The 25,706-nt window shown below is 63.9% G+C and carries 23 protein-coding genes; 14 read left to right on the forward strand and 9 right to left on the reverse strand.

Features of this window, described 5'->3' with window-relative positions; all coding sequences use genetic code 11:
• Positions 1-117: 117 nt before the first annotated feature.
• Positions 118-654 carry a peroxiredoxin gene (locus O987_RS24580; RefSeq protein WP_043375352.1) on the forward strand — a complete coding sequence of 179 codons (537 nt, stop codon included), beginning with the start codon at positions 118-120 and terminating at the stop codon, positions 652-654.
• Between the two features lie 22 nt (positions 655-676).
• Here O987_RS24580 and O987_RS24585 read toward each other — a convergent pair whose 3' ends face one another.
• Together O987_RS24585 and ruvA are read right to left on the reverse strand one after the other, a co-directional pair.
• On the reverse strand, positions 677-2,236 hold the full coding sequence (locus O987_RS24585) for a trypsin-like serine peptidase (RefSeq protein ID WP_043375354.1): 1,560 nt from the start codon (positions 2,234-2,236) through the stop codon (positions 677-679).
• A 49-nt stretch (positions 2,237-2,285) separates the two neighbouring features.
• On the reverse strand, positions 2,286-2,861 hold the full coding sequence (ruvA, locus tag O987_RS24590; RefSeq protein ID WP_003050853.1) for a Holliday junction branch migration protein RuvA: 576 nt from the start codon (positions 2,859-2,861) through the stop codon (positions 2,286-2,288).
• A 137-nt stretch (positions 2,862-2,998) separates the two neighbouring features.
• Between ruvA and O987_RS24595 the strand changes: the two genes are divergently transcribed.
• Positions 2,999-4,012 (forward strand): PhoH family protein, encoded by a 1,014-nt coding sequence (locus O987_RS24595; protein WP_003050850.1) that lies wholly within the window; start codon positions 2,999-3,001, stop codon positions 4,010-4,012.
• Positions 4,013-4,061: 49 nt separating this feature from the next.
• The gene (gene ybeY, locus O987_RS24600; RefSeq protein ID WP_003050847.1) at positions 4,062-4,520 is read left to right on the forward strand and encodes an rRNA maturation RNase YbeY; all 459 of its coding nucleotides are present in this window, start codon (positions 4,062-4,064) and stop codon (positions 4,518-4,520) included.
• Positions 4,521-4,665: 145 nt separating this feature from the next.
• On the opposite strand, the gene O987_RS24605 is transcribed toward ybeY, so the two are convergent.
• The gene (locus O987_RS24605; RefSeq protein WP_043375357.1) at positions 4,666-5,649 is read right to left on the reverse strand and encodes a Bug family tripartite tricarboxylate transporter substrate binding protein; all 984 of its coding nucleotides are present in this window, start codon (positions 5,647-5,649) and stop codon (positions 4,666-4,668) included.
• Between the two features lie 190 nt (positions 5,650-5,839).
• On the opposite strand from O987_RS24605, the gene O987_RS24610 reads away from it, so the two are divergent.
• Complete coding sequence (locus O987_RS24610; RefSeq protein ID WP_043375359.1) at positions 5,840-6,604, forward strand: sulfite exporter TauE/SafE family protein; 765 nt, start codon at positions 5,840-5,842, stop codon at positions 6,602-6,604.
• Positions 6,605-6,705: 101 nt separating this feature from the next.
• On the opposite strand, the gene dbpA is transcribed toward O987_RS24610, so the two are convergent.
• Positions 6,706-8,115 carry an ATP-dependent RNA helicase DbpA gene (gene dbpA, locus O987_RS24615; protein ID WP_043375361.1) on the reverse strand — a complete coding sequence of 470 codons (1,410 nt, stop codon included), beginning with the start codon at positions 8,113-8,115 and terminating at the stop codon, positions 6,706-6,708.
• A gap of 163 nt (positions 8,116-8,278) precedes the next feature.
• Here dbpA and O987_RS24620 point away from each other — a divergent pair, with 163 nt between their 5' ends.
• The gene (locus O987_RS24620; protein ID WP_043375362.1) at positions 8,279-9,604 is read left to right on the forward strand and encodes an amidohydrolase; all 1,326 of its coding nucleotides are present in this window, start codon (positions 8,279-8,281) and stop codon (positions 9,602-9,604) included.
• Between the two features lie 31 nt (positions 9,605-9,635).
• Here the strand turns inward: O987_RS24620 and O987_RS24625 are convergent, their stop codons facing one another.
• The 3 genes from O987_RS24625 to O987_RS24635 are packed head-to-tail and all read right to left on the reverse strand — an operon-like array spanning position 9,636 to position 12,892.
• Positions 9,636-11,417 carry a dipeptidase gene (locus tag O987_RS24625; RefSeq protein WP_043375363.1) on the reverse strand — a complete coding sequence of 594 codons (1,782 nt, stop codon included), beginning with the start codon at positions 11,415-11,417 and terminating at the stop codon, positions 9,636-9,638.
• A 54-nt stretch (positions 11,418-11,471) separates the two neighbouring features.
• Positions 11,472-11,921 carry a D-aminoacyl-tRNA deacylase gene (gene dtd, locus O987_RS24630; protein ID WP_003050833.1) on the reverse strand — a complete coding sequence of 150 codons (450 nt, stop codon included), beginning with the start codon at positions 11,919-11,921 and terminating at the stop codon, positions 11,472-11,474.
• Positions 11,918-12,892, reverse strand: a complete 975-nt coding sequence (locus tag O987_RS24635; protein ID WP_003050831.1) for a cation diffusion facilitator family transporter — start codon at positions 12,890-12,892, stop codon at positions 11,918-11,920. Before O987_RS24635 ends, dtd begins: the two co-directional genes overlap by 4 nt.
• Positions 12,893-13,052: 160 nt before the next feature.
• On the opposite strand from O987_RS24635, the gene O987_RS24640 reads away from it, so the two are divergent.
• From O987_RS24640 to O987_RS24650, 3 genes are read left to right on the forward strand one after another with little or no spacing between them, the layout of a single operon-like run.
• Positions 13,053-15,131, forward strand: coding sequence for a putative bifunctional diguanylate cyclase/phosphodiesterase (locus O987_RS24640; RefSeq protein WP_043375366.1), 2,079 nt, complete (start codon positions 13,053-13,055; stop codon positions 15,129-15,131).
• A 45-nt stretch (positions 15,132-15,176) separates the two neighbouring features.
• Complete coding sequence (locus tag O987_RS24645; RefSeq protein WP_034399332.1) at positions 15,177-16,628, forward strand: AMP nucleosidase; 1,452 nt, start codon at positions 15,177-15,179, stop codon at positions 16,626-16,628.
• Between the two features lie 9 nt (positions 16,629-16,637).
• On the forward strand, positions 16,638-17,852 hold the full coding sequence (locus O987_RS24650; protein ID WP_043375371.1) for a sensor domain-containing diguanylate cyclase: 1,215 nt from the start codon (positions 16,638-16,640) through the stop codon (positions 17,850-17,852).
• Between the two features lies 1 nt (position 17,853).
• Here the strand turns inward: O987_RS24650 and O987_RS24655 are convergent, their stop codons facing one another.
• On the reverse strand, positions 17,854-19,446 hold the full coding sequence (locus tag O987_RS24655) for a GMC family oxidoreductase (RefSeq protein ID WP_043375379.1): 1,593 nt from the start codon (positions 19,444-19,446) through the stop codon (positions 17,854-17,856).
• A 197-nt stretch (positions 19,447-19,643) separates the two neighbouring features.
• On the opposite strand from O987_RS24655, the gene O987_RS24660 reads away from it, so the two are divergent.
• From O987_RS24660 to O987_RS24680, 5 genes are all read left to right on the forward strand, one after another.
• On the forward strand, positions 19,644-20,492 hold the full coding sequence (locus O987_RS24660; protein WP_003050821.1) for a 3-hydroxybutyryl-CoA dehydrogenase: 849 nt from the start codon (positions 19,644-19,646) through the stop codon (positions 20,490-20,492).
• Positions 20,493-20,567: 75 nt separating this feature from the next.
• Positions 20,568-21,383, forward strand: a complete 816-nt coding sequence (locus tag O987_RS24665; RefSeq protein WP_003050819.1) for a crotonase/enoyl-CoA hydratase family protein — start codon at positions 20,568-20,570, stop codon at positions 21,381-21,383.
• Between the two features lie 21 nt (positions 21,384-21,404).
• Complete coding sequence (locus O987_RS24670; RefSeq protein ID WP_172671703.1) at positions 21,405-22,730, forward strand: serine hydrolase domain-containing protein; 1,326 nt, start codon at positions 21,405-21,407, stop codon at positions 22,728-22,730.
• 139 nt (positions 22,731-22,869) lie between these two features.
• Positions 22,870-23,343: a MarR family winged helix-turn-helix transcriptional regulator gene (locus O987_RS24675; protein ID WP_043375383.1), complete on the forward strand. Its 474-nt coding sequence runs from the start codon at positions 22,870-22,872 to the stop codon at positions 23,341-23,343.
• A 52-nt stretch (positions 23,344-23,395) separates the two neighbouring features.
• Complete coding sequence (locus O987_RS24680; protein WP_003050813.1) at positions 23,396-23,812, forward strand: organic hydroperoxide resistance protein; 417 nt, start codon at positions 23,396-23,398, stop codon at positions 23,810-23,812.
• On the opposite strand, the gene O987_RS24685 is transcribed toward O987_RS24680, so the two are convergent.
• Positions 23,809-24,474, reverse strand: a complete 666-nt coding sequence (locus O987_RS24685) for a 2'-5' RNA ligase family protein (protein ID WP_043375385.1) — start codon at positions 24,472-24,474, stop codon at positions 23,809-23,811. The two genes, O987_RS24680 and O987_RS24685, sit on opposite strands and share 4 nt — an antisense overlap.
• A 178-nt stretch (positions 24,475-24,652) precedes the next feature.
• Here O987_RS24685 and O987_RS24690 point away from each other — a divergent pair, with 178 nt between their 5' ends.
• On the forward strand, positions 24,653-25,687 hold the full coding sequence (locus tag O987_RS24690; RefSeq protein WP_043375388.1) for a serine/threonine protein kinase: 1,035 nt from the start codon (positions 24,653-24,655) through the stop codon (positions 25,685-25,687).
• Positions 25,688-25,706: the final 19 nt, after the last annotated feature.

The raw sequence follows: 25,706 nt of genomic DNA on the forward strand, positions 1-25,706 counted from the left end.
ACGCAAGCCAGGGGGCCGGCAAGAATGCAGTAGGCCGGACAAGAGCAGGGCGAATGAGGGATGGCGAACAATCCATGGCATCGTAGAGACCACACACATGTTCTTAAAGGCTTTGCCATGTTCAAGATCCATCAGCTCGCCCCTTGGCTGCTTGCCGCCCTGCTAGCCCCCGCTGCCCAGGCCGCACTCAAGGCCGGCGATGCAGCGCCCGGCTTCAGGACGCCCGCCGCCGTGGCCGGCAAGGCCTTTGACTTCGACATGGCCGAAGCGCTCAAGAAAGGGCCGGTGGTGCTGTATTTCTTCCCCAAGGCCTTCACCCAGGGCTGCACGCTGGAAGCCCATGCCTTTGCCGAGGCCACGCCCCAGTTCGCGGCCATGAAAGCCACGGTGGTAGGCATGTCGCATGACGATATCGACACCCTCAAGCGCTTTTCCACCGAAGCCTGCCGCGACCAGTTTGCCGTGGCCTCGGACCCGAAGGCCGTCACCATCAAGGCCTATGACGCAGGGGCTGCCGCCAACCCGGCCCGGGCCGACCGCATCTCCTATGTGGTGGGCCAGGACGGCAAGGTGAAGTTCGCCCTTGTCAGCAGCGACCCGCTGGCCCATGTCGAGCAGACCAAGGCAGCCGTCAGGCAGCTGCAGGGGAAGTGACCCGGCTTGACCCGGCCCTCGGTCACTGCGCCAGCCAGTTCCCGATCTGAGTGCTGAAGGTCCGGTCGAAGCGGCTGTAGACGTCGGAGCCGCCGCTGACCGTGCACGAGCTGCTGCCGCCGGACAGCGTACCCACCACGCGTCCGCTCGCAAACATGGCCGAGCCGCTGCTGCCGCCTTCGGTCACGCCCTTGCTCCAGCCGACATTCACGAAATCGCTCTGGGCATTGCCTGGGTTGCAGGTGATGCTGCCGGCTCCCAGACTGCAGTTTCGGTAGCTCTGCACCTGGCCTTCGCTGTATTTGAGCAAATCGCCCTGTGGGTGATGCAGGCCGTAGATGGCCGTTCCCGTCACCGCAGTTCCTCTCGCATCCCAGCCAGCCATCGTCGCACCGGCGGGCGCTGCGTCATTGAGCCGCATCAGCGTGGCATCGTGCGCCGCAGTGGCATACAGCAAGGTGGCGCCGCGCTGCAGCGCCGTGGTCTGGGCACTGGGCTCGAAGCTGTTGCAGCTGGCCGAGCGGAAGAACCAGTCCGTGCGCAGCGAGGTGGCCGACGCCTGGGTCGAGATGCAGTGATTGGCCGACAGGAAATACGGCGTGAAATCGCGCCGCGTGTTGTTCAGCAGGGAGCCCGTGCAGTAGTAGTAGCGGTTGTCGGAGCCCACATAGGTCATGCGCGCCACGGCATTGCGCTCGGTGGCGTACTGATCGGCGCAGCTGGCATCGAGCTCGCACCCCGCGGCATCGCCCACATTCCTGGGCACGAGGCTATCGCGCAGTTCCAGCTCCGTGGGCAGGGCCAGGTTGACATAGGCATGGGTGAGCGTGGGAATGGCAATGCGCAGCTGCGATGTCGACAGTCCCGCAGGCAGTGCGATCTCCAGCGTGACCTCATCGGCTCCCAGGTCGGGAGTCCACCAGATGCCGGCCGCCCGGGTGTCGCCGTCGGCGCGGCGGTTGCGCGCAATGGCCTCGTTGATGGCCTGGCCCGTGGTCTCGAACCCGGTCTTGCTGCGATCCTTGCGGTACAGCCTGAGCTCGGCGGCATCGGGCATGGCGTCGACCACCAGGCCCAGCCGCAGGCCATGGGCGCCGGCCGAGGTGATGCTGATCGCCGCCACCTGAGCGCCCTCCGGGGTCTCGGACCAGTGCAGCGTGCGCGCCATATCGCCTGCGGACTGCAGCGAGGACAGCTCGCGCGGCGCCCCGATCTGCATGGGCAGGCCGGGCATGGGCATGACCGGCGAAGGCGCGTCGCTCCACTGCGGCAATGCCAGGCTGACGGCCCTGGGCCGCACCGCCACGGATGCCACCGCCACGCTTCTGGTCGCCGCCGCAGCCTGGGCAGCCGGCACGACCAGCGAATCCAGCACATTGGCCGTGGGCGGACCCGAAGGGGAACTGATCTCTGACGCGCCACCGATGATCGCGCCATTGCCGCCTGAGCCCCCGCCGCCGGGGCCAGGGTCCGGAACATTGCCTCCACCCCCGCCGCCGCCGCCGCCGCAAGCCGTCAGCACCACCAGCATCAGGCTTGCGCATCGGGAGGCAATGCGTCTGCCCTGTTTCCACCCATGCATATCGTGCTCTCCTGCAGTTCACGATCGGACTGGCGCAGGGCCAGCGGAGCTATTTGGTCAAAGCCTTGAGCGCGAGCTTAATGCCCTCGCTCACCCCTACTTCGGGTGGGAGTTTCTTGAGGGCGGCCGAGGCTTCCTTGTCGGAATAGCCCAGCGCCATCAGCGCCTGCTGGATATCGTTTTGCTCGCTGTTGTTGGCAAACAGCGACTGCGCACCGGTATCCGCACCGATCTTGCCCTTGAGCTCCAGCAGCAGACGCTCGGCGGTCTTCTTGCCGATGCCCGGCACCTTGACCAATCGCCCTGCTTGCTGCTGCGATACCGCGTCCGCGAGATCATCGATGCTCATGCCGCTGAGCACGGCCAATGCCATGCGCGGACCGATGCCGGTGATCTTGATGAGCTCACGGAAGGTCTGGCGCTCGCGGGCCGTTGCAAAGCCGAACAGCAGCTGGGCGTCTTCCCGCACCACAAAATGGGTCAGCAGGGCCACCTTGGCGCCATTGGCGGGCAGGTTGTAGAAGGTGCTCATGGGCACCTGCACCTCGTAGCCCACGCCAGCGCAGTCCACCAGGACTTCGGGCGGGTTTTTTTCCAGCAGCGTTCCCGTCAATTTGCCTATCATTGAAATCCTTTGCCGCACCGTGCGGCGATTCTTTTAAGAACACAACTTACGCAAAACGGGTTCAGGCCGGGCGACTGCCTCAGGAGGCAGGCCCTTGTTGCATTCCTATTTGCGTAAGTCCTAAAGAAATTATCCGCGTGATACTGCGCCATACCTTCACTCCCCACAACAATACGCGCCTGACCCATCTCTGTGGTCCGGCGGATGCGCATCTGCGCACCATCGAAGTCGCGCTGGGCGTCAAGATCGCTCACCGTCACGAGCAGTTCAAGATCGACGGCCCCAAGGCCAAGGCCAATGAGACGCTGGAGCTGCTGCAGGCGCTCTATGAAATCGCCGACTACGTGATCGCCGAACAGACGCTGCAGCTGATGCTGGCCGGCGATGTCGAGATGCTGGAGGCCGATCTGACGGCACCGCAGCTGACCACGCGCCGTGCCGATCTGCGCGCCCGCACGCCCAACCAGGCCCTGTATCTGGAAAACATCGCCCATCACGACATCAGCTTCGGCATCGGTCCGGCCGGCACCGGCAAGACCTATCTGGCCGTGGCCTGTGCCGTGGACGCTCTGGAGCGCAGCGCCGTGCAGCGCATCGTGCTGACCCGGCCCGCCGTGGAGGCCGGCGAACGCCTGGGCTTTCTGCCCGGCGACCTGACCCAGAAGGTGGACCCCTATCTGCGCCCTCTGTACGACGCGCTCTACGATCTGATGGGTTACGAGAAGGTGCAGAAGGCCTTCGAGCGCAATGCGCTGGAGATCGCGCCGCTGGCCTTCATGCGCGGTCGTACGCTGAACAATGCCTTCGTGATCCTCGACGAGGCACAGAACACCACGCCCGAGCAGATGAAGATGTTTCTGACCCGGATCGGCTTTGGCGCCAAGGCCGTGGTCACGGGCGACGTGAGCCAGGTCGACCTGCCCAAGGGCGCGCCCAGCGGCCTGGTCGATGCCGAGCGCGTGCTCAGGCGTGTCAAGGGCATCTCCATCAACCACTTCACCAGCGCCGACGTGGTGCGCCACCCGCTGGTGGCCCGCATCGTGGACGCGTACGACGCACGCGGGCGCGTGTCCGAAGGCACTTCGGCGCCCAAGCACCGCAGCAGCAGCCCGCGTACGGCCCGCTCCCTGCCCACGGCCGACGAGCTTTAATCAAAATCCATAGCTACTAGCACTTACCAAATAAGGGCTAAAAGCCAAAATGACCTTGAATCAACTGCAACTATCGCTGCAATTCGGCCCCAGCGCCGAGGCGGCCGCCCACCGCGAACTGCTGAGCCGCAGCCGCGTCACGCGCTGGATACGCCATGCGCTGGCCGTGGATGCCGAGATCACGGTGCGCATCGTCGATGCCGAGGAAGGCCGCAAGCTCAACCGCGAGTACCGCCAGAAGGACTACGCGACCAATGTGCTGACCTTCGACTATCAGCAGGAGCCGACCGTGATGGCCGACCTGGTGCTCTGCGCCCCCGTGGTGGAGCGCGAGGCCCAGGAGCAGAACAAGACGCTGGAAGAGCATTACGCCCATCTGCTGGTGCATGGCACGCTGCATGCCCAGGGCTGGGACCACGAGACCAGCGAGGAAGACGCCGAAGAGATGGAGGCCTACGAGACCGACATCATGAAGGAAATGGGCTACGAAGACCCCTACGCCAAATAGCGGACAGGCATCGGCCCACGTGCCGTAGACTCCTGAAAACAGAGCTGCCTGCGCAGGTCAATCATGTGTTTCAAAGGTATTTAGCCTTGAAAATCAAGAATGACCAGCGCAGGCAGCTCTTTTTATGAGAGTACCCCGGCCGGGTTTACTCCACGCTCAGGCCGATGCTGCGCACCAGCTGGGCCACGCGCACATCTTCGGTCTTGATCTGTCTGGCAAACACCTGCTGGCCCTCGCCCACGGGAGTGATGCCCTGCTGCAGCAGGCTCTTGCGCAGCTCGGGGTCCTTCAGCGCCTTGTCGGTATCCTGGGCAATGGCCTGGACCACAGCAGCCGGCGTGCCCTTGGGTGCGAACAGGCCGAACCAGGCACCGGCCTCAAAGCCCTTGTAGCTCTCGGCCAGGGTCTGCACCTGGGGCAGCAGCGCATGACGCTGCAGGCCGGACACGGCCAGCGCCGTGAGCTTGCCGCTCTGGATCTGGGTGAGCGCCGGAGCGATCGCAATCAGCATCACATCGACCTGGCCGGCCAACACATCCTGCAGGCCCTGAGGGCCGCCGCGATAGGGAATGTGCGTGGCGAAAAAGCCTGCGCGCTGCTTGAACTGCTCCATGGCCAGATGCTGGGCACCGCCCGTGCCCGAGGAGGCGTAGTTGATCTTGCCCGGGTGGGATTTGGCGTAGGCCACAAAGTCCTGCAAGGTCTTGAAGCCCTTCCGGGGATTGGCCACCAGCACGAAGTCGGACTGGCCCAGCTTGGTCACCGGCACCAGATCGTTCTTGACGTCATAGGGAAGATTGCGCTGCACATTGGGCATGATGGTGATGGCGCTGTCGCCGCCCACCAGCAAGGTGTAGCCGTCGGGCTGGGCCTTGACCACAGCATCCACGGCCGCGACGCCGCCGGCCGCGCCCTTGTTTTCCACCACGATGGCCTGCTTCCAGTCCCTGCCCACCAGATTGCCCACCTGACGGGCCAGCAGATCCGGAGCGCTGCCGGGGCCATTGGCCACCACCAGCTTGACGGAATGCGCCGGAAACTCCGGCTGCTGCGCCATGGCTGCGCCCGGCACCCAGGTTGCGGCCAGCATGGCCCATGCGGTGCGGGAGAGGAAACGGGGCAGATTCACGGCAAAACTCCTTAACTAAGGAGTTGATTGTCAAAACAATCACTTATTCCTCAAAATACTGTTTTCAAATTCTTTTATTTCCAAAAATAATTAACCACACAAGAAAAGAACAGCGGCGACGCAGGCCTGCGCCTAAGATCGCCCCCATCACAAGGCGCAAAGCCGACAGAGAAAATCAGGAGACAAGAACATGGAGAACCTGGGCCACCTTGCCCTTTTGCTGGCCGCAGCTTTCACGGCCGGTACGCTCAACGCCGTCGCCGGTGGCGGCAGCTTTCTGACCCTTCCCGCCCTGGTCTTCACGGGCGTACCGCCAGTGATTGCCAATGCCACGGGCACCGTGGCCCTGCTGCCGGGCTATATCGCGGGTGCCTGGGGCTTCAAGGACGATATGCAGTCCCCGCCAGGCCTGTCCATGAAGCAGGTGGTGGCTCTGTCCCTGATCGGCGGCTCCGCCGGCGCGGCGCTGCTGCTGTTCACGCCCGACGCCACCTTCCGCAAGGTCGTGCCCTGGCTGCTGCTGGCCGCCACCGCCATGTTCGCCTTCGGCCCGCAGCTGCGCGTCTGGGCCTCGGGCAAGAATGCCGACCACGCCGCCACATCTGCGGCCAAGGCCACTGCAGGCATGCTGATCGTGGCCATCTACGGCGGCTACTTCAACGGCGGCCTGGGCATTTTGCTGCTGGCCTTGTTCGGCCTGCTGGGCCAGACCTCGCTCAACGCCATGAACGGCATGAAGAACCTGGTCTCGGCCCTGCTGACGGCAATTGCCGTGGTGATCTACGCCGTGGGCGGCATTGTGGAATGGAAGCTGGCCTTCGTCATGATGGTGGCCGCCACCCTGGGCGGCTATCTGGGAGCCCGTGCGGCGCGCAGGATTGCACCTCATGTCCTGCGCTGGGGCATTGTGGCCACGGGGCTGGTGATGGCCGGGCTGTTCTTCGCCAGAGGCTGAAGTGCCGTCCAAAGCAAAAAAGCCTTCTCAGCCACGAGAAGGCTTTTTTGTGAGCACGCAGTGCTTGCCACACAAGCGCTGGAAGCCAATTGGGCTGATTTTTACAGCAACCTGGCTTTCACGGTCTTGCCCTTGACCTTGCCCGCATTGAGCCTGGCGCAGGCAGCCGAGGCAATCTTGCGGTCCACGGCCACATAGGTGGAAAAGTCGTTGACGCTGATCTTGCCGATCTGGTCGCGGCTGTAGCCGAAGTCGGCGCACATGGCACCCATCACGTCGCCGGCGCGGATCTTTTCCTTGCGCCCGCCGATGATCTGGATGGTCATCATGGGTGGCAGCAGTCCGCCGCCAGCGGCGGGCGTGAGCTCGTCCACGGGGAAGAACTGCGAAGCACGGCCTTGCAGCTGCTCGATCTTGCCCACGCTGCCCATCTCGTCCATGGACACCAGATTCAGCGCCAGCCCTTCAGCATCGCCACGGCCGGTGCGGCCGATACGGTGGATGTGGACCTCGGGGTCGGGCGTGACATCCACATTGATGACGGCAGACAGGTCGGCGATGTCCAGGCCGCGCGCCGCCACATCGGTGGCGACCAGCACGCTGCAGCTCTTGTTGGCAAACTGCACCAGCACCTCGTCGCGCTCGCGCTGCTCCAGCTCGCCGAACAGGGCCAGAGCGCTGAAGCCCTGGGCCTGCAGCTCGCTCACCACGTCACGGCATTGCTGCTTGGTATTGCAAAAGGCAATGCTCGATTCGGGACGGAAGTGCGCCAGCAGCCTGGCCACCGTTGCCACTTTTTCGCGGGCACCGACTTCGTACCAGCGCTGCTCTATCTTGCCCGCGCTGTGCTGGGTCGCGACCTTGACGGTCTGCGGGTCGCGCATGAAGCGGCTGGCCAGCGAGGCAATGCCTTCGGGGTAGGTGGCCGAGAACAGCAGGGTCTGGCGATCCACCGGGCATTGGCGCACCACGGTTTCGATGTCGCCGAGAAAGCCCATGTCCAGCATGCGATCGGCCTCGTCCAGCACCAGGGTCTTGAGGTTGCCGATATCGAGCTTGCCGCGCTCCATCAGATCCATCACGCGCCCGGGTGTGCCGACGACGATATGGGCGCCGTTTTCCAGCGAGGCGATCTGGTTGCGCGAGGGCACGCCGCCATAGACGGTGACGACCTTGATATTGTCCTGCGCGCGCGCCAGGCGGCGGATTTCGGTGGCGACCTGGTCGGCCAGTTCGCGCGTGGGGCACAGCACCAGGGCCTGGACGGCAAACCAGCGCGGGTTCAGGCGATCGACCATGGGCAGGCCGAAGGCAGCCGTCTTGCCGCTGCCGGTGCTGGCCTGGGCGATCAGGTCCTTGCCCTGCAGGGTCAGCGGCAGGCTGGCGGCCTGGATGGGCGTCATCTGCGCATAGCCGAGCTGCTGGAGATTGGCCAGCATTTCGGGAGACAGGGGCAGCGCCGAGAAAGCGGTGGAATCAGAGGCCTGGGCGGCGCTGGTGGAGGTGTTCATGGGAGCGGATTATCCCGGGCCTGCGCAGGAAAAGCCTTGTGCCATCGTTATTCACGGTGCCATTTGCGAGTTGCCCCTCTTCAATCCGGACCGGCCATGCTCCTAGTCTGAAAGCGCGGTCTTCAATGGCCGCCTCTGTTTGAAGCCAACCACAGCCCCTCACATGCACCCTAGCCTTACCCGCAAGTTCTGCGCCGTCGCCGCGCTGGCCGTCACTCTGGGCTCGGCCCAGGCAGCAGAGCTGGACCCCCAGCCGCTCAAGCCCCAGCTGCAGCAGCTGATCGCCCAGATGTATCCGCAAATGCGCGGCATCTACGAAGACCTGCATGCCAACCCCGAGCTGGGCTTCCAGGAAACGCGCACCGCCGCCAAGCTGGCGGCCGAGATGCGCAAGCTGGGCTTTGAAGTCACCGAGGGCATCGGCAAGACCGGCCTGGTCGCCATCTATCGCAATGGCGCGGGCCCCACCGTCATGGTGCGCACCGAGCTGGACGCCCTGCCCATGGAGGAAAAAACCGGCCTGCCCTATGCAAGCAGGGCCAAGGCCCAGTACAACGGCAAGGAGAGCTTTGTCGCCCATAGCTGCGGCCACGACATGCATATGACCAGCTGGCTGGGCACGGCGCAGGCGCTGCTGGGCCTGAAGAGACAATGGAAGGGCACGCTGATGTTCGTGGCCCAGCCGTCCGAGGAAACCGTGACCGGAGCCAAGGCCATGCTGGCCGACGGCCTGTTCAAGAAGTTCGGCAAGCCCGACTACGCCTTTGCGCTGCACACCGGCTCCATGCCTTATGGCACGGTGGGCTATGTGGCCGGGGCGGCGACCTCCAACTCGGACTCGCTGGACATCACGTTTCACGGTCGCGGCAGCCATGGCTCCATGCCCGACAAAGGCATAGACCCCGTGCTCATGGCCTCGCGCTTTGTGGTCGATGTACAAGGCGTGGTCAGCCGCGAGAAAGACCCCATGGAATTCGGCGTGGTCACCGTGGGTGCCTTCAATGCAGGCAGCGCGGGCAACATCATTCCCGATCAGGCGCGGCTGCTGGGTACGATACGCAGCTACAAGAGCGAGGTGCGCAGCAAGCTGCATGACGGCATAGAGCGCAGCGCCAAGGCGCAGGCCGCCATGTCCGGTGCGCCGGCCCCCGAGATCAAGCTGACCAAGGGTTCGGACGCCGTGGTCAATGACGCGGCGCTGGTCAATCGCACGGTCAGGCTGTTCAAGGCTGCGCTGGGCGACAAGAACGTGCTGCCCATCCCCCCGGCCACGGCCAGCGAGGACTTCTCGGACTTCATCAACCAGGGCGTGCCGTCCATGTTCTACATCCTGGGTGTGTCCGATCCCCAGAAAGTGGCACAGGCCAGCCAGCCCGGCGGCAAGCCGCTGCCCTTCAATCACTCGCCCTTCTTCGCTCCCGAGCCCGAACCCACGTTCAAGACCGGCGTGGAAACCATGACGCTGGCCGTCATGAACGTGATGCAGTAACTGCAAGCCAGCCCCGCCATCGGGGCTGCCGTCACTGCATCTGCTGCAGATTGCCGATGCGCACCAGCATCTCGGTGAACATCTGCATGTCCGTGCGCAGGTCCGGCAGCTCCTGGTACTCCAGCGCATTGTGGGCCGTGTACTTCTTGCCGGGCATGGCCGGACCGAAGTTGATGGCGTTGGGCATGAGCTTGGCCGTCGTGCTGCCTGCGGTAGGCACGGGCCTGGCGTCCAGCCCCGTGGTGTCGCCAAAGATATTGAGCAGGGTGCCCAGCCACGCGCCCTTGGGGTCGCGGGCCATCCAGTTGCCCTGTGTGTACTGCACGGTCACCGCAACCTTGGCCGCATCGCTCCAGCGGGCAATGCCCTGTTCCACCTCGGCGCGCAGCTGCTCGGGCGTCTTGCCCCGCGGCATGCGCGCATTGGCCGTCACCTCCAGCTTGCCGTCAGCAGACTTGATGAGGTTGGGCGACAGCGTCAGCGGCCCCATGAAATCATCGGCATAGGCAATGCCCAGCTGCCGGCCCAGATAGTCCAGGCCGAACACGCCATTGATATAGCGTACGGCCTGACTGTACTGATTGGGCTGCAGCAGCGCCGCGCCCTGCTCCGGCATCAGGCTCTGCTGCAGGAACAGCGCCAGGCGCGGCACGGGATTGACCCCTTCTTCAGGACGAGAGCCGTGAGCGGATGCGCCGCTGACCTTGACCGTGACCTGGCCCTCGGCGCGCTGCACGTCGATGGAGAACTTCCCCTGCGCCTCGTGCCGGCGCACAAAGTCGTCCTTGTCCTTGGACAGCCGCTGCGCGATCTGATCCAGCGCAGCAGCATCGGTGGCGGAGACGGTGGCGGAGGCCGTCTGCGCAATGGAGTTGGCCGAGGCGGCGCCGGCCATGGCGGTGATGGCGGGTCTGGCGGCATCCACTGCGACATCCGCAAACAAGGCCTTGAGCGCGCCCGTGCCCTTTTCAGCGACCACGGCCGGATACTTGCTGTCCAGCACGATGTTGTACTGCGGCAGCGCGGTCTTGCTCTGGTAGTACTTCATGGCATCGCCGCCGGTTTCCTCGGTGGTCTCTATCATCAGGCGAATGCTGCGCGACAGCGGCAGACCGCTGTCCTTGACCGCCTTCATCGCATACAGCACGGTGGCGATGGAGCCCTTGTCGTCAATCGTGCCGCGCCCATAAAGCCGGTCGCCCACACGGGTGACCTGGAAAGGATTGATCTGCTTGCCGTCCAGTACCCACTCGGCAGCCACCACCGGCACCACATCGGCATGGGTCAGGATGCCGAACTCGGTGGCCTCGCTGGCACGGCTCGTCGCATTGGCAGGCAGCGTCACTTCAAAGATGCGGTTGTCCACATTGCGAAAGCGCAGCCCGAATTCAGCAGCCATGGATGCAACGAGCTTGCCGAAGTCCAGGATGGCCGGACTCTCATGCGCAGGCACCTTGGAATCACGCACCGTGGGCAGCGCCACCATGCGCTGCAGGCTTTCCAGCACCGCTGCCTCCTGGGTCAAACGGTTGTATACCCCCAGCAACCGGGCGATATCCGCGAGTTCGCCGTCCGACAGCGTCTGGCCGCGCGTATAGCGCTGCACGGCTGCCGCCACGCCAGGCTCGGCCCTGGCTGCCTGCTGCGCAAAGGCCTTGAAGGATTCTGGGGGGGTCGCAGCGGATGATGCGATCAGTGCGTCCAGCGCGGGTTTCTTCAAGGTCTGCGCCTGGATGGGCAGGCTGGCGCCGGCCAGACCGAGAATCAGGCCGGCGGCGATGAGGGATAAAGAGGGCTTGCAGGATGGCTTCATGGACAGCTCTTGTTGAAATCGTGGTGACGGATGGGCGCGCAGGCCTGGCCTTGCCTAGGCCTGCGGCTCCATGCGCATGGGAATGGTGACGGGCCCGTCATTGACCAGATGCACCTGCATGTCGGCGGCAAATTCACCGGTCTGCACCTGAGCGTGGGCCAGCCTGGCCTGGTCCACAAAATAGTCGTAGAGTCGCCGGCCTTCGTCGGGCGCGGCGGCGGCCGTAAAGCTGGGGCGGTTGCCGCCCCTGGTGTCGGCCGCCAGCGTGAACTGGCTGACCACCAGCAGCCCCCCGCCAACGTCCTGCAGGCTTTTGTTCATCTTGCCGGCCTCGTCGCTGAAGATGCGCAGCTTGAGCATCTTGGCCAGCAGCTTGTCGGCCTCGGCCTCGGTATCGCCGCGCTCGGCACAGACCAGCGCCAGCAGACCCTGGCCGATCTGACCGGTAATGCGGCCGTCGACCTCCACGCGCGCCTGCTTGACGCGCTGAATCACACTCATCATGTACTGAAACCTTCCCTGGCCGCGCCCTGTGCTTCGCCGCCCTGCTCTCCATCGGCCACTTCACTGACCGTGTTCATGCCCATGGGCAGCAGCTCGATGCGGGCATACAGGCCTGGAATGGCCTGCAGCAGCGCGGCTTCAATCTCCGAGCGCAATTGTGCCGCCCGCTGGACGCTCCACTGGCCGGGAACATGCATGTGAAAGTCCACAAAGCTGCGCTCCCCCGCCTGGCGGCTGGAGATATTGTCAAAGCTCACGCCTTCGCTGCGCCTGGCGAAGCTGTCCAGCAAAGTGTCTATCCTGAGGCGCTGCGGCGCATCCAGCGCCTGATCCATCAGGCCTTGCGAGGACTGCCAGACCAGTTGCACACCCTGCACGCAGATATGCACGGCCACGGCCAGAGCCACCGCGGCATCCACCCACAGCCAGCCCGTCAGGGCCGCAGCCAGCAGGCCGACCACCACGCCCACCGAAGTCCAGACATCGGTGAGCAGATGCCGTGCATCGCCCTCCAGCGCCATCGAACGGTATTTGCGCGAGGAGCGCAGCATGACCCATGCCAGCAGCCCGTTGAAGACCGTGCTGAGCAGCGACAGCATCAGGCCCCAACTCAGTTGCTCCAGGGGCTGCGGGTTCCACAGCCGCGACAGCGCTGCCCAGGCAATCGCCAGGCTGGCGCCTATGACCAGCACGCCTTCGAAACCGGCCGAGAAGTACTCCGCCTTGTAATGTCCATAGGGGTGTTCGGTATCCGCCGGTCGCTTGGCCACGGTCACCATGGTCAGTGCAAACATGGCACCGGCCAGATTCACGAAAGATTCCAGCGCATCGGACAGCAGGCCCACCGAGCCGGTCAGCCACCAGGCCAGGGTCTTGAGAACGATGGTGAGCAGCGCCACCACCACGGACAGGCGCAGCAAATTGTGCGGCTGCAGCCATTTTGAAGAGCTTGAGAGGTCGGAATTGAGCATATTCGGGTTCCTGGGCCTCTATATCACCAAGTGTTCTGATACATCAATAGTCTTTGCAAGTTGTCTGAAAAGCAATTCACAATCCCTTATCGTGATGGACATGTCATGGTCGAGGCTGGCCTGATTCCTATATAAATACTCCCAGAAAAAAGGGAGGCGCATGCCTGATACGTCGACAGCACAGCAAGCGAGGGATGAGGACGCCATTCTTCGACTGGTGGCCGATACAGCACCCGCAATGCTGGCTTATTTTGATGCCGAAACCCGTGCCTGCCGCTTTGCCAACGCGCGCTATGCAGAGCACTTCGGTCACACCATGCAAAGCATCGTGGGCATGGATGTGCGCGACGTCGTGGGCGAGCCGATCTGGACACAGATCGAACCTTATCTGAACTCCGTGGCAGTGGACAGCACCCAGACCCTGCGCTATACGCGCCAGGTCGAAAACGAGATCGGCCGACTGCAGCACATCGAGGCGGTGCTGCGCCCGCATGAGGAAAAAGGCGTGCTCAAGGGGGTCGTGGCGCTGATGACCGACGTCAGCCACCATCATCTGGCGACACAGCAGATACGCGACAGCGAAGAGCGCATGCGCAAGTTCGCTGCCATCACCACCGAAGCCATCGTGCTGCACCGCGATGGCGTCATCATGGACGGCAATGATGCGCTTTCCCGGCTGGTTGGCTATTCGCTCGACGAGCTGCGCGGAACGCCGGTGCTCGATTACGTGGCGCCCGAGGCGCGTCTGCGGGCGCTGCAGAACATGCGCAGCGAGCGTGAAGATCGTCTTGAGTCCGTGGTCGTGCACAAGAACGGCCAGCTCGTCCCGGTGGAGATAGAAGCCAGCACCATGCCCGGGGAAAAAGACCGGCACCGCATCGTCCTGCTGCGCGACCTGACCGCAAACCTCCAGACCCGGCAGCGCATGGACTATCTGACCCAGCATGACCTGCTGACGCATCTGCCCAACCGGGCCCGCCTCAACCATTTGCTGGCCGACGCCATCGCCAGGGCAGCCGGCGAGCAGTCGCGCCTGGCGGTGCTGTCGCTGGACCTGGACCAGTTCAAGTCGGTGAACGATTCGCTCAGCCATCAGGCTGGAGATCTGCTGCTGTGCGAGCTGGCGCAGCGGCTCAGAAGCACCGTCGGCACTCAGGATATCGTGGCCCGCACCGGCAGTGACGACTTTGTCATCGTGCTCCCCGACAACCCAAGCCTGCTGGAGACCGAGGCCCTGCTCGCGCGACTGCGCGCCACGGCAGAGGCGCCCTATCTGATAGAGGGCACCCAGCTGGTGATTTCCGTCAGTGTCGGCGTCGCCATGTATCCCAAGGACGGGAAATGCCCAGCATCCCTGCTGAGCAATGCCGAGGCCGCCATGCAGATGGCCAAGAGCCGCGGCCGCAGTTTCTCCCAGTTCTACACGCCAGCGCTTGAGAGCCGCGCAACACGCATGCTGATGCAGGAGCAGATGCTGCGCAACGCCGTGGAACGCGGCGAGTTCGAGCTGCATTACCAGCCCCAGACCCTGATGCAGACAGGCGAGCTTGCAGGCTTCGAAGCCCTGGTGCGCTGGAGGCACCCGCACCGAGGCCTGGTCTCGCCCGACGAATTCATCGGCTTTGCCGAGAACCGGGGGCTGATCGCGGCCGTGGATCGCTGGGTGCTCAATCAGGCCTGCCGTCAGGCCCATGCCTGGCAGCAACAGGGTTTTCCCGCCATCCCCGTGGCCGTCAACCTGTCGGCACAGGAGTTCCGCCAGCGCGATGTCGTCAAGGAAGTGGCCCAGGCTCTGGCCGACACGGGGCTGGAAGCCTGCTATCTGCATATCGAAGTGACAGAAACCACGCTGATGCTTTCGGGCAACCAGATGCAGCAGACCCTGCATGCCCTCAAGGCGCTGGGGGTGGGCCTGGCCATCGACGACTTCGGCACCGGCTACTCGTCTCTCGCCTATCTGCGCAAGCACCCCATAGACAGGCTCAAGATCGACCGCTCATTCGTGACCGATCTCCCACACAACCCGGATGCCGCCGCCATCGTCAATGCCATCGTGCAGATGGGCCAGAGTCTGCATCTGGAGATTCTGGCCGAGGGTGTGGAAAGCACTGAACAGCTGGACATGCTCAGAGAGATGGGCTGTGCCATGATGCAAGGGTTTCTCGTGTCAGCGCCATTACCTGCCGAGCAGGCTTCGGCATGGATGTCGCAACACTGTCAACTGCTACAAAGACAATAGTGCATGGCCTCGAATACACCGACACCCTCTCATAAGAACAGCAGCATGTTCCATACGGACGCCCTCCAGGCGCTAGCCCATGTTCAGCAGTTGTACCGCGAGCAGATCGATCATCTGCGAGCTGCCATGCAGCGCTTCGTGGCGGGAGAAACCCCGGCAGCGCCGATTCACGCCTACTACCCGTTTGTGCGTATCAAGACCACCACGGTGGCGCAGGCCGATACCAAGCTGACCTACGGCTTTGTGGAGGGCCCCGGCACCTATGAGGCCACGCTGACCCGGCCCGACCTGTTTGCCAGCTATTTCGGCGAGCAGTTGCGCCTGCTGATCCTGCACCACCAGGTGCCCATCGAAGTGGGTCTCAGCGACAAGCCCATCCCTATCCATTTCTCGTTCGCCGACAACGACCATATCGAAGGCTCGCTCTCGCCGGAGCGCCGCATGCTGATGCGCGATGTGTTCGATCTGCCGGATCTTGAATCCATGGACGACGGCATCGCCAACGGCACCTGGCGCGCGGCGGCCGGCGAGGCCCTGCCTCTGTCGCTGTTTACCGCGCCGCGCGTGGATTACTCGCTGCACCGCCTGCGCCACTACACAGGCACGGCCCCGGATTGGTTCCAGAACTTCGTGCTGTTCACCAACTACCAGTTCTATATCGACGAATTCATCCGTCTGGGCCATGCCGAGATGGCCAAGGAGGACAGCGAATACATCGCCTTTGTCGAGCCCGGCAATGTGGTGACCCGCCGCGCCGGCCTGCCCGCCGAAGCCGTCGACGAGCTCGGGAATGCGCCGCCGCGCCTGCCGCAGATGCCGGGCTACCACCTGGTGCGCGCGGACAACAGCGGCATCACCATGGTCAATATCGGTGTCGGCCCGGCCAATGCCAAGACCATCACCGACCATATCGCCGTGCTGCGCCCCCATGCCTGGATGATGCTGGGCCATTGCGCGGGTCTGCGCAACAGCCAGCAACTGGGCGACTATGTGCTCGCCCATGCCTATGTGCGCGAGGACCATGTGCTGGACGAAGAGCTGCCGCTGTGGGTGCCGATTCCGGCGCTGGCCGAAATCCAGGTCGCGCTTCAGCAGGCCGTGGCCGACGTGACGCAGATGGAGCGTGCCGACCTCAAGCGCATCATGCGCACCGGCACCGTGGCCAGCACCGACAACCGCAACTGGGAGCTGCTGCCCGACAACCTGCCCCAGCGCCGCTTCAGCCAGAGCCGCGCCGTGGCGCTGGACATGGAATCTGCCACCATTGCCGCCAACGGCTTCCGCTTCCGCGTGCCCTATGGCACCTTGCTGTGCGTCAGCGACAAGCCGCTGCACGGCGAGATCAAGCTGCCCGGCATGGCCAACCATTTCTATCGCGAGCGCGTGGACCAGCATCTGCGCATCGGCATGCGTGCCGTGGACATACTGCGTGAAGGCGGCTCCGACCGCCTGCACAGTCGCAAGCTGCGCAGCTTTGACGAGGTGGCCTTCCAGTAAGGCCCTGCCATGCTCGAGGTCGACCAGTTCTCCATGACATTGATGGTCGCCGTCAATTTGATGCTGGTCGCCTTCTCCCTGCCATGGTTCATGGGCCCCCAGCTGAGCCGGGCCGCCCGCAATGCGCAGCAATTCCTGTTGCTGCAAGGCCTGGCCTGGCTGCTGGTGCTCAGCGCCACGCGCTCCACCTCGCTGACCTGGAACACGCTGCTGTCGGTGGCGGCGACCGCCGCCTCGACAAGCGCTCTGTGGCAGCTGCAAAAGGCGCTCAAGGGCTGGCTGGGCCCCAGAAGACAGTCGCTGGTGCGCGCGCTCGCCGTGCTCTGCCTGCTTGCCCTGGCCGGCGAGCTGATACTGATTCAAAGCCAGCCTTACCGGCTTTTCTGGTTCAACATCTGCTATGGCCTGGCGATTGCCTCGCTGGCCAGCCTGGCCTTGTTTCCGCGTACCCCGGCAGCCAGGACCTGGCGCTATCTGTTCTTCGGCACCGGTCTGTGCACAGCCCTGGCCCTGCTCGCTCGCAGCTATCTGGCTCTGCATGCGCATCGGGTCTACAGCTTTGAACAAGAGCTCGATCCCGGCCTGTCGCCGTCCTGGCTGGTGCCCCTGTTCACCGCCATCCTGTTTGTGGCGATCCTGATGGCCTGGCGTGACGAGGAACACCGCCGGCAGCAGGCGGACAAGCCCGAAGACAGCCTGACCGGCCTGCCGCTGCGCCAGGCCATCCGCAACCAGGCCCGCCACATGCTCAACCGGGCACAACGCGAAGACCTGCCGCTGGCCTTGATCCTGATCGACATGGATCATTTCTCGCACATCAATCGCCGCCATGGCTATCAGACCGGAGACGAGGCCTTGCAGCTGATGTCACGCACGCTGAGAAAGCAGATGCGCGGCGACGAGGTCGTGGCCCGCTGGCAGGGAGAGTCCTTTTGCCTGCTGATTCACGCAGACCAGCAGGGCGTCAGATCGCTGCTGACGCGCATCAAATCCACACTGCAGATTGGCGCGCAATACGAGCTGCAGGTGGAGCTGGACTTCAGCGCGGGTTGCGCACTGGTCCCTGCGGCCTGGAAGGGCCTGAGCCTCAACGAGCTGTCCAGCCACGCCAATGCTGCCTTGCAACAAGCCAAGAAGCAGGGCCGGGGACGGGTGGAGTACAGCACCCTGACTCCTCCGCCCGACGAGAACCCTGTCGAATCCGACCTGGCTCCGCTGGCCTGAGTCAGCAGGCAGCCTTGATCAGATCGGCCGCCTTCTCGGCAATCATGATGGTCGGCGCATTCGTGTTGCCGCTCACGATGCGCGGCATGACCGAGGCATCGACCACTCGCAGCCCCTGCACCCCATGCACCAGCAAGCGGGCATCGACCACATCCAGAGGGCCCGGGCCCATGCGGCAGCTGCCCACGGGGTGATAGATGGTGTCGGCGTAACGGCGGATGAACTGCTCAATCTCCTCATCGCTGCGCGCCTGCGCAGAATGCTTCAGCTCCCGCCCCTCGAAACGGGCCAGCGCGGGCTGATCGAGAATGTCGCGCATGCGGTGCACGCCGCGCACCATGCGCTGCATATCGTCGGCCTCGGCAAAAAAGGCCGGGTCTATGAGCGGCATGGTGCCCGCGTCGGCAGAGGCCAGCCTGACGCGCCCCCGGCTCTTGGGCTGCAGCAGGCAGACATGGCAGGAGTAGCCATGGCCCAGCAAGGTCTTGCGGCCATGGTCGACCAGCTTGCCCACCACAAAATGCAGCTGCAGATCGGGCACCGGCTCCTGGGGCTGGCTACGGATAAAGCCGCCGGCTTCGGCGAAATTGCTGGTCAGCATGCCCCGGCGCTCATGGCGCCAGCGGCCCATGCCCTGCCAGACATTCCTGAGACCGGCAAGCGAGATGCCGAAGCTGTCCTTGAGCTGCGGGCCATCCACCACCTGGACCACATCGGGATGGTCGTGCAGATGCTCGCCCACGCCTGGCAGGTGGTGGACGACATCGATGCCCAGCTGCTGCAGATGCTCACCCGGCCCTATGCCCGAGAGCATCAGCAGTTGCGGCGACTGCAGTGCGCCGGCACAGAGCAGAACCTCGCGTCGGCAGAGCAGTTGCCTGACATGCCCTGCCTGCACATATTCCACGCCGACGGCCTTGCGTGCGTCCATCAGAACCCGCCGCACCTGGGCAGCGGTGATGATTTCCAGATTGGACCGGCTGCCGCGCACCGGCGTCAGATAAGCCTTGGCCGCACTGCAGCGCTCGCCCTTCTGGTGCGTGACCTGATACAGACCCACACCGTCCTGAGCAGTGCCGTTGAAGTCGAGGTTGTGCGCATGACCGGCCTGCACGCCTGCGCGCAAAAAGGCCTGGGCCAGCGGATTCGGGTCGCAGAGATCGGAGACATGCAAGGGACCGCTGGCACCATGCAGTGCGTCCGCGCCGCGCGTATTGCATTCGGCCTTCAGAAAATAGGGAAGAACATCGCTCCAGCCCCAGCCTGGATTGCCCTGAGCGCTCCAATATTCATAGTCCCCAGGTTGGCCACGCAGATAGATCATGGCATTGATGGAACTGGAGCCACCCATCACCTTGCCGCGCGGCTGGTAGCCCCGCCGACCACCGAGCCCGGGCTGCGGCACCGTGCTCATGGCCCAGTTGTAGTTTTTCTGCTTGGCCATCAGCGCCAGCCCTGCGGGGCAGTGGATGAGCACGCTGGTGTCCTCGCCCCCCGCCTCCAGCAAGGTCACGCTGACCTGTGGGTTCTCGCTGAGCCTGGCTGCCAGAACCGCACCAGCGGAGCCGCCTCCCACCACCAGATAGTCACGCATGTCCACACTCCTTTTGCTGCAAATTCTGACCAGAGGTCTGCAGCGGCGAAACGCGGAAAAACACGGTCGTGCAGAAAAAACACTGTCATCGTGATGACTCCTAACACGCCAACCATGCCCGACTAGGGTCAAACCCGGTCAGAACCGGGATAACATTTTCCCGTTCAAACGCACTTATCTGAATGGAGACAAAAAAGATGGCAATCCAAACCGTAGGCATCATCGGCGCCGGCACCATGGGCAACGGCATCGCGCAGGCTTGCGCCGTATCGGGCATCGACGTGGTGATGGTGGACATCTCCGAGGCCGCCGTGCAAAAAGGCCTGGCCACCGTGGCCGGCAGCCTGGACCGCCTGATCAAGAAGGAAAAGATCAGCGAAGCCGACAAGAGCGCAGCGCTGGCACGCATCAAGACCTCGACCAGCTACGACGATCTGAAGTCGGCACAGCTGGTGATCGAAGCCGCCACAGAGAATTACGAGCTCAAGGTCAAGATCCTCAAGCAGCTCGATACCCTGCTGGCACAGGATGTGATCGTTGCCACCAACACCTCGTCCATTTCCATCACCCAGCTGGCGGCCGCCACCCAGCGTGCCGACAAGTTCATCGGCATGCATTTCTTCAACCCCGTGCCCATGATGGCCCTGGTGGAGATCATCCGCGGCCTGCAGACCAGCGACGCCACCCACGATGCGGTCAAGGCCCTGTCGGAAAAACTGGGCAAGTCGCCCATCACCGTCAAGAACGCTCCCGGCTTTGTGGTCAACCGCATTCTGGTGCCCATGATCAACGAGGCCTTCCAGGTGCTCAGCGAAGGCACGGCCTCGGCCGAGGACATCGACGCCGGCATGAAGCTGGGCTGCAATCAGCCGATTGGCCCGCTGGCCCTGGCCGACATGATCGGTCTGGACGTCTGCCTGGCCGTGATGGAGGTCTACCTCAAGGAATTCGGCGACAGCAAGTACCGCCCCTGCTTCCTGCTGCGCGAAATGGTGGCTGCCGGCCGTCTGGGCCGCAAGACCGGCCAGGGTGTTTACACCTACTAAATCGCCGGCCTTCAGGTCTTGTGCGCGACTGCGGCGGCTGCGGCAGCCGTCTAAGGTTGCAGCAGGAGACCTGCCATGCAAATCGACCATCCCAGCCCTCCGCCCGAGGGCTGCATTTCTTGTGAAGTCCGCGGCCATGTGCTGCTGATCGGCATCAACCGCCCGGCCAAGCGCAATGGCTGGACGCCGGCCATGTTCCAGCAACTGGCAGAGGCCTATACCCGGCTCGACGACGAGCCTGGGTTGCGCGTGGGCCTGCTCCATGCTTTCGGCGATCATTTCACGGCGGGGCTGGATCTGCCCGTCATTGCCGAATTCATGAGGACTGGCCAGAAAGCCATCCCTGCCGGCCTCGTGGAGCCGCACGACTATGGCCTGCCCGGCTACCGCCGCCGAACCAAGCCCATGGTTGCCGCCGTCAAAGGCATCTGCTTTACCGTCGGCATAGAACTGATGCTGGGCGCCGATATCGTCGTCGCTGCCGACAGCAGCCGCTTTGCACAGATGGAGGTGCAGCGCTGCATCATGCCCACGGGCGGCGCCACACTGCGCATGCCCGAGCGCGCCGGCGTGGGCAATGCCATGCTGCATTTGCTGACCGGGGACGCCTTCGACGCAGCCGAGGCCCTGCGCTGCCACTTTGTACAAAAAGTCGTACCCGCAGGCCAGGAACTGGACGAGGCTTTTCGCATTGCCGAGCGCATTGCCGCCCAGGCACCGCAGGCCGTGGTGGCCACCCGCCTGAATGTCCTCAAGGCCATAGAGCTGGGCCAGGCCGCCGCCGTGGCCGACTTCATTCCCGTGCAGCAGCGCCTGGCCAACAGTGAGGACGCCGCCGAAGGCGTGCGCTCCTTCATCGAGAAACGCCCAGCCCGTTTTACCGGTCATTAATCCCAAGTCCAAGAGGTAATGATGAGCTTGAAGTCTTTTACGCGCAGAACGCTTGTGCCACTTGCGCTGACAGCTATGGTTTCTGCAGTCCATGCACAGGCTGCCGCACCCGCGTTGCCCGACCCGATCAGCACCAGCGTGCAGGCCATGGGCTGGATGCAGGGCTTTCCGCCCGCTGCCGACAAGCTAATCACCTTCGACAACCCCTTAGGCAACACCTTTCCCCGCATACGCTGGACCTTCTCGCATATCCGAGAAATCACGCCCACGGCCAATGTCTGGCGCGGCCCGGGTGCTCCCAGCGCCCTGCGCTCGGCTCCGGTCGACATCGAGCAAGTGCGCTTCAAGGTCATGGGCACGGGCGAAGAGCTGACCTTTGCCCAGGCACTGGATCGCAACTACACCGACGGCATTCTGGTCATGCACAAGGGCCGCGTGATCTATGAGAAGTATCTGGGTGCGCTGGAGCCGCAGCGCCCGCACCTGGCCATGTCGGTCACCAAGTCCTTTGTCGGCACCCTGGCCGCCCTGCTGGCCCACGAGGGGCTCATCAAGCCCGAGGCACCGGTGACCGACTATCTGCCCGAGATGAAGAACACCGCCTATGGCGACGCCACGGTGCGCCAGGTGATGGACATGACGATCGGCGTGAAGTACTCCGAGAACTACGCCGACCCCAAGGCCGAAGTCTGGGACTACGCCCGTTCCGGCGGCATGATGGCGCAGGGCAAGGACTATGCCGGCCCCAGGAGCTTCTACGAATTTCTGCAGACCCTGCAGAAAGAGGGCGAGCATGACCAGGGCTTTGCCTACAAGACGGCCAACGCCGAGGTTCTGGCCTGGATCGTGCGCCGCGCCAGCGGCAAGCCTCTGGCCCAGCTGCTGTCCGAACGCATCTGGAGCCGCATCGGAGCCGAGCAGGACGCCTACTTCATGGTGGATCGCATCGGTACGGAATCGGGCGGCGGCGGCCTCAACACCACGTTGCGCGACCTGGCCCGCTTCGGCGAGCTGATGCGCAACGAAGGCCGCGCCGCCAGCGGCCAGCAGGTGCTGCCCAGGGCCGTGGTCCAGGACATCCGCCGCGGCGCCGACCCGGCCAAGTTTGTGAAGGCCGGCTATGCCACGCTGCCCGGCTGGTCGTATCGCAATATGTGGTGGGTCTCGCACAACCCCAACGGAGCCTATATGGCGCGCGGCATTCACGGTCAGGCCATCTACATCGACCCCAAGGCCCAGATGGTGGTGGTGCGCTATGCCTCCCACCCGATTGCGGGCAATGCAGGCATAGACCCGACCAGCCTGCCCATGTACCAGGCCCTGGCCGATGCGCTGACCGCCCGTTAGGCACGGGACAGCTTCAGCCGCGACAGGCTCCGTGCACGGAGCCTGTTTGCATTGCTCCGGACCTCTGCACTGCCTCCTTGGGCCCGGCGATCTGCAAATTAAATTGCGCGCAATTTAATTGTCTGCAATAATTTAACCCATGCGATCCGATGACAACCTTCTCCCCGACAGCTCCGAGCTGCTGCGCCTGGACAATCAGGTCTGCTTTGCGCTGTACTCGGCATCGCTGGCCATGACCAAGCTCTACAAACCCTTGCTGGATGCCATAGGCCTGACTTACCCTCAGTACCTGGTCATGCTGGTGCTCTGGGAAGGCGACCAACTCACGGTCTCGGAACTGGGCGAACGTCTTTACCTGGATTCAGGCACGCTGACGCCCTTGCTCAAGCGACTGGAGAGTGCAGGCCTGCTGGCACGCAAGCGCGATGCACAGGACGAGCGCCGCGTGCGCATCGCCCTCACGGATACCGGCCGGGCACTGCGCGCCGAGGCCGAAAAAATACCTGCCTGCGTGCTTCAGAGCACGCAGTGCACCCTGCCCGAACTGCAGGCCCTCACGGGCCAGCTCGGCACACTGCGCGCACGGCTGGCGCCGCGCCGCAGCCACTCCTGACGATTTCCTCCACCCGCCCGCATTGCCGGGCAATCTCGCAAAGGAAGACACCATGGCCCAACTCGACAAGGTTCTGTACACCGCCCACGCCCACACCACCGGCGGACGCGAAGGCAATTCGCGCACCGATGATGGCCGCCTGGACATCCAGCTGAGCTCGCCCGGCGGCGCCGGCAAGGGCACCAATCCCGAGCAGCTGTTTGCCGCCGGCTACTCCGCCTGCTTTATCGGCGCCATGAAGGCCGTGGCCGCTCGCCAGAAGATCACCCTGCCCGCCGACCTGTCGGTGGATGCCGAAGTCGATCTGGGCCCCGTGGGCGAAGTGTTCGGCATCGCCGTGCGCATGAAGATCAGCCTGCCCGGCATGGACAAGGCTGCGGCCCAGCAACTGGTGGACACCGCTCACCAGGTCTGCCCCTACTCCAACGCCACACGCGGCAATATCGGCGTGACGCTGACCATCGCTTAAAGCGGCTCAGACCATAGGGCACCGGGCGCAGCCACATAGCGCCCGGTGTCCAGTTCGAAGACACCTTCCAGCGTCAGCGGCCCCGCAATATCGGCCGCCGCATAGCGGACCAGTGCCAGCTGCCTTACCTCGAAGACCGGCAAGTCCCGGATCAGTGCCAGCAACTTGTCCACAGCCTCTCGCAGCGGCAGCCGCCTCGCATAGTGGCCCAGGGTCACATGGGGCACATAGCGCCAGCCCGGCGCGGGCTCTGCAGGCACCAGTGCTGCATGCAGCTGCTGCAGGCATTCCTGCCCCTGGCCTATGCCCAGATAGGGCACGGTGGTAAAGCTGCCGGCCCCCGCCACTTGAACGGCAAAAGGGCGCAGCCGCAGGCTCTGCAGCATGGCAACATCGGCGCGCAGCGCCAGCCGGTCATATTCCCGCGCCGCATGCTCGTCCCCTCCCCGGCACAGCCCTCTATAGGCCAGCGTGATATGCGGCTGGCGCGTATGGCGCGGCAGCAAGGCATCACCAAGCCTGGATCTGGCCTGCTGCAGCACGGACCCCAGACCATGGCCTTGCAGCATCACCACCCAGACCGCACACCAGGGGCAACCTTGATGCCACTCGGCAAAATCCCGGTCCTCGCAGGGCTGTGAAAGTGCTTCGCTCTCTTGCATGCGGGCAGTGTGCCAGCTCGGACGACATGCAAGGCATTCCGGTCAGTTTTCCCGGGATTTTCGGCCACCAACATCCGCCAGAGAAGCGGCAGCAGCTATCAAATCAAAAGCAACTTTGCCCACGCATGTGCCATGCCATCCAGTTCGCAAGAGCCTGTTTGAGCCTGACAATGCGAGGATGAGCGATACCCAAGACCCCTCTCACCCCTATGCGGACCTCACGCCCGATTGCGTGATCGATGCGCTGTGCAGCACGGGCCTTGTGCCGGACGGACGGCTGACGGCGCTGAGCTCCTATGAAAACCGCGTCTATCTGGCCCACCAGGACGAGGGCGACAAGGTCGTCGCCAAGTTCTACCGTCCAGGCCGATGGAGCCGCGCCCAGATCGAGGAAGAACATGCCTTCTCCCAGGAGCTGGCGGCTGGCGAAGTTCCCGTGGTGGCACCGCTGGCGCTGCAAGGGCAGACCGTGCATGAGCATGCGGGCTTTCTGTTCAACATCAGCCCCTGGCGCGGCGGGCGCCGCCCCGAGCTCGACGACTGGGAGGTGCTGGAATGGATAGGCCGTTTTCTGGCCCGCATCCACACCGTGGGGGCCGCCCAGCCCTTCACCCATCGCCCGGCGCTGAACCTGAAAAGCTTTGGCTACGAATCCATGCACTATCTTCTCGAACATGAGGTCGTCGCGCTCGAAGTACGCAGCCGCTGGCAGCAGGCTTGCGACAAAGCTCTTTCATTGATAGCGCCATCCGCTGATGGATTAAGCGCTGCAGGCCATTTTTGCTTGCATTCTGCGACGCAGATTCGCCTGCATGGCGACTGCCACCCGGGAAACATTCTCTGGACGCCTCTGGATGACGAAGGCCATGGCGGCCCGCATTTTGTCGATCTGGACGATGCACGCAGCGGCCCCGCCGTGCAGGATCTGTGGATGCTGCTCTCGGGCGACCGAGGCCAGCAGACCCAGCAGCTGTCGGCCCTGCTCGAGGGTTATGAGCAGTTCCGCAGCTTCGACCGGCGCGAGCTGGCGTTGATCGAGCCTCTGCGCACCCTGCGCCTGCTGCATTACAGCGCCTGGCTGGCGCGCCGCTGGCAGGACCCGATCTTTGCCATCAACTTCCCCTGGTTCGGCAGCACCGACTACTGGCAGGGCCAGGTGGACATGCTGAACGAACAGATCGAAGCCATGCAGCTGGAGCCGCTCTACGCCTAGGGCGGTCCATGCCTGCAAA

It is taken from the genome of Comamonas testosteroni TK102, assembly GCF_000739375.1.
Classification (GTDB): Bacteria; Pseudomonadota; Gammaproteobacteria; order Burkholderiales; family Burkholderiaceae_C; genus Comamonas; species Comamonas brasiliensis.

What these genes read in the sequence shown, in the direction of transcription:
- dtd (WP_003050833.1), bottom strand. Translation starts at nt 11,921, where the DNA reads ATGATGAGTGTGATTCAGCGCGTCAAGCAGGCGCGCGTGGAGGTCGAC.
- O987_RS24625 (WP_043375363.1), bottom strand. Translation starts at nt 11,417, where the DNA reads ATGAAGCCATCCTGCAAGCCCTCTTTATCCCTCATCGCCGCCGGCCTG.
- O987_RS24580 (WP_043375352.1), top strand. Translation starts at nt 118, where the DNA reads ATGTTCAAGATCCATCAGCTCGCCCCTTGGCTGCTTGCCGCCCTGCTA.
- ruvA (WP_003050853.1), bottom strand. Translation starts at nt 2,861, where the DNA reads ATGATAGGCAAATTGACGGGAACGCTGCTGGAAAAAAACCCGCCCGAA.
- O987_RS24690 (WP_043375388.1), top strand. Translation starts at nt 24,653, where the DNA reads ATGAGCGATACCCAAGACCCCTCTCACCCCTATGCGGACCTCACGCCC.
- O987_RS24675 (WP_043375383.1), top strand. Translation starts at nt 22,870, where the DNA reads ATGCGATCCGATGACAACCTTCTCCCCGACAGCTCCGAGCTGCTGCGC.
- O987_RS24635 (WP_003050831.1), bottom strand. Translation starts at nt 12,892, where the DNA reads ATGCTCAATTCCGACCTCTCAAGCTCTTCAAAATGGCTGCAGCCGCAC.
- O987_RS24610 (WP_043375359.1), top strand. Translation starts at nt 5,840, where the DNA reads ATGGAGAACCTGGGCCACCTTGCCCTTTTGCTGGCCGCAGCTTTCACG.
- O987_RS24670 (WP_172671703.1), top strand. Translation starts at nt 21,405, where the DNA reads ATGAGCTTGAAGTCTTTTACGCGCAGAACGCTTGTGCCACTTGCGCTG.
- ybeY (WP_003050847.1), top strand. Translation starts at nt 4,062, where the DNA reads ATGACCTTGAATCAACTGCAACTATCGCTGCAATTCGGCCCCAGCGCC.
- O987_RS24665 (WP_003050819.1), top strand. Translation starts at nt 20,568, where the DNA reads ATGCAAATCGACCATCCCAGCCCTCCGCCCGAGGGCTGCATTTCTTGT.
- O987_RS24685 (WP_043375385.1), bottom strand. Translation starts at nt 24,474, where the DNA reads ATGCAAGAGAGCGAAGCACTTTCACAGCCCTGCGAGGACCGGGATTTT.
- dbpA (WP_043375361.1), bottom strand. Translation starts at nt 8,115, where the DNA reads ATGAACACCTCCACCAGCGCCGCCCAGGCCTCTGATTCCACCGCTTTC.
- O987_RS24620 (WP_043375362.1), top strand. Translation starts at nt 8,279, where the DNA reads ATGCACCCTAGCCTTACCCGCAAGTTCTGCGCCGTCGCCGCGCTGGCC.
- O987_RS24650 (WP_043375371.1), top strand. Translation starts at nt 16,638, where the DNA reads ATGCTCGAGGTCGACCAGTTCTCCATGACATTGATGGTCGCCGTCAAT.
- O987_RS24660 (WP_003050821.1), top strand. Translation starts at nt 19,644, where the DNA reads ATGGCAATCCAAACCGTAGGCATCATCGGCGCCGGCACCATGGGCAAC.
- O987_RS24640 (WP_043375366.1), top strand. Translation starts at nt 13,053, where the DNA reads ATGCCTGATACGTCGACAGCACAGCAAGCGAGGGATGAGGACGCCATT.
- O987_RS24585 (WP_043375354.1), bottom strand. Translation starts at nt 2,236, where the DNA reads ATGCATGGGTGGAAACAGGGCAGACGCATTGCCTCCCGATGCGCAAGC.
- O987_RS24680 (WP_003050813.1), top strand. Translation starts at nt 23,396, where the DNA reads ATGGCCCAACTCGACAAGGTTCTGTACACCGCCCACGCCCACACCACC.
- O987_RS24645 (WP_034399332.1), top strand. Translation starts at nt 15,177, where the DNA reads ATGTTCCATACGGACGCCCTCCAGGCGCTAGCCCATGTTCAGCAGTTG.
- O987_RS24655 (WP_043375379.1), bottom strand. Translation starts at nt 19,446, where the DNA reads ATGCGTGACTATCTGGTGGTGGGAGGCGGCTCCGCTGGTGCGGTTCTG.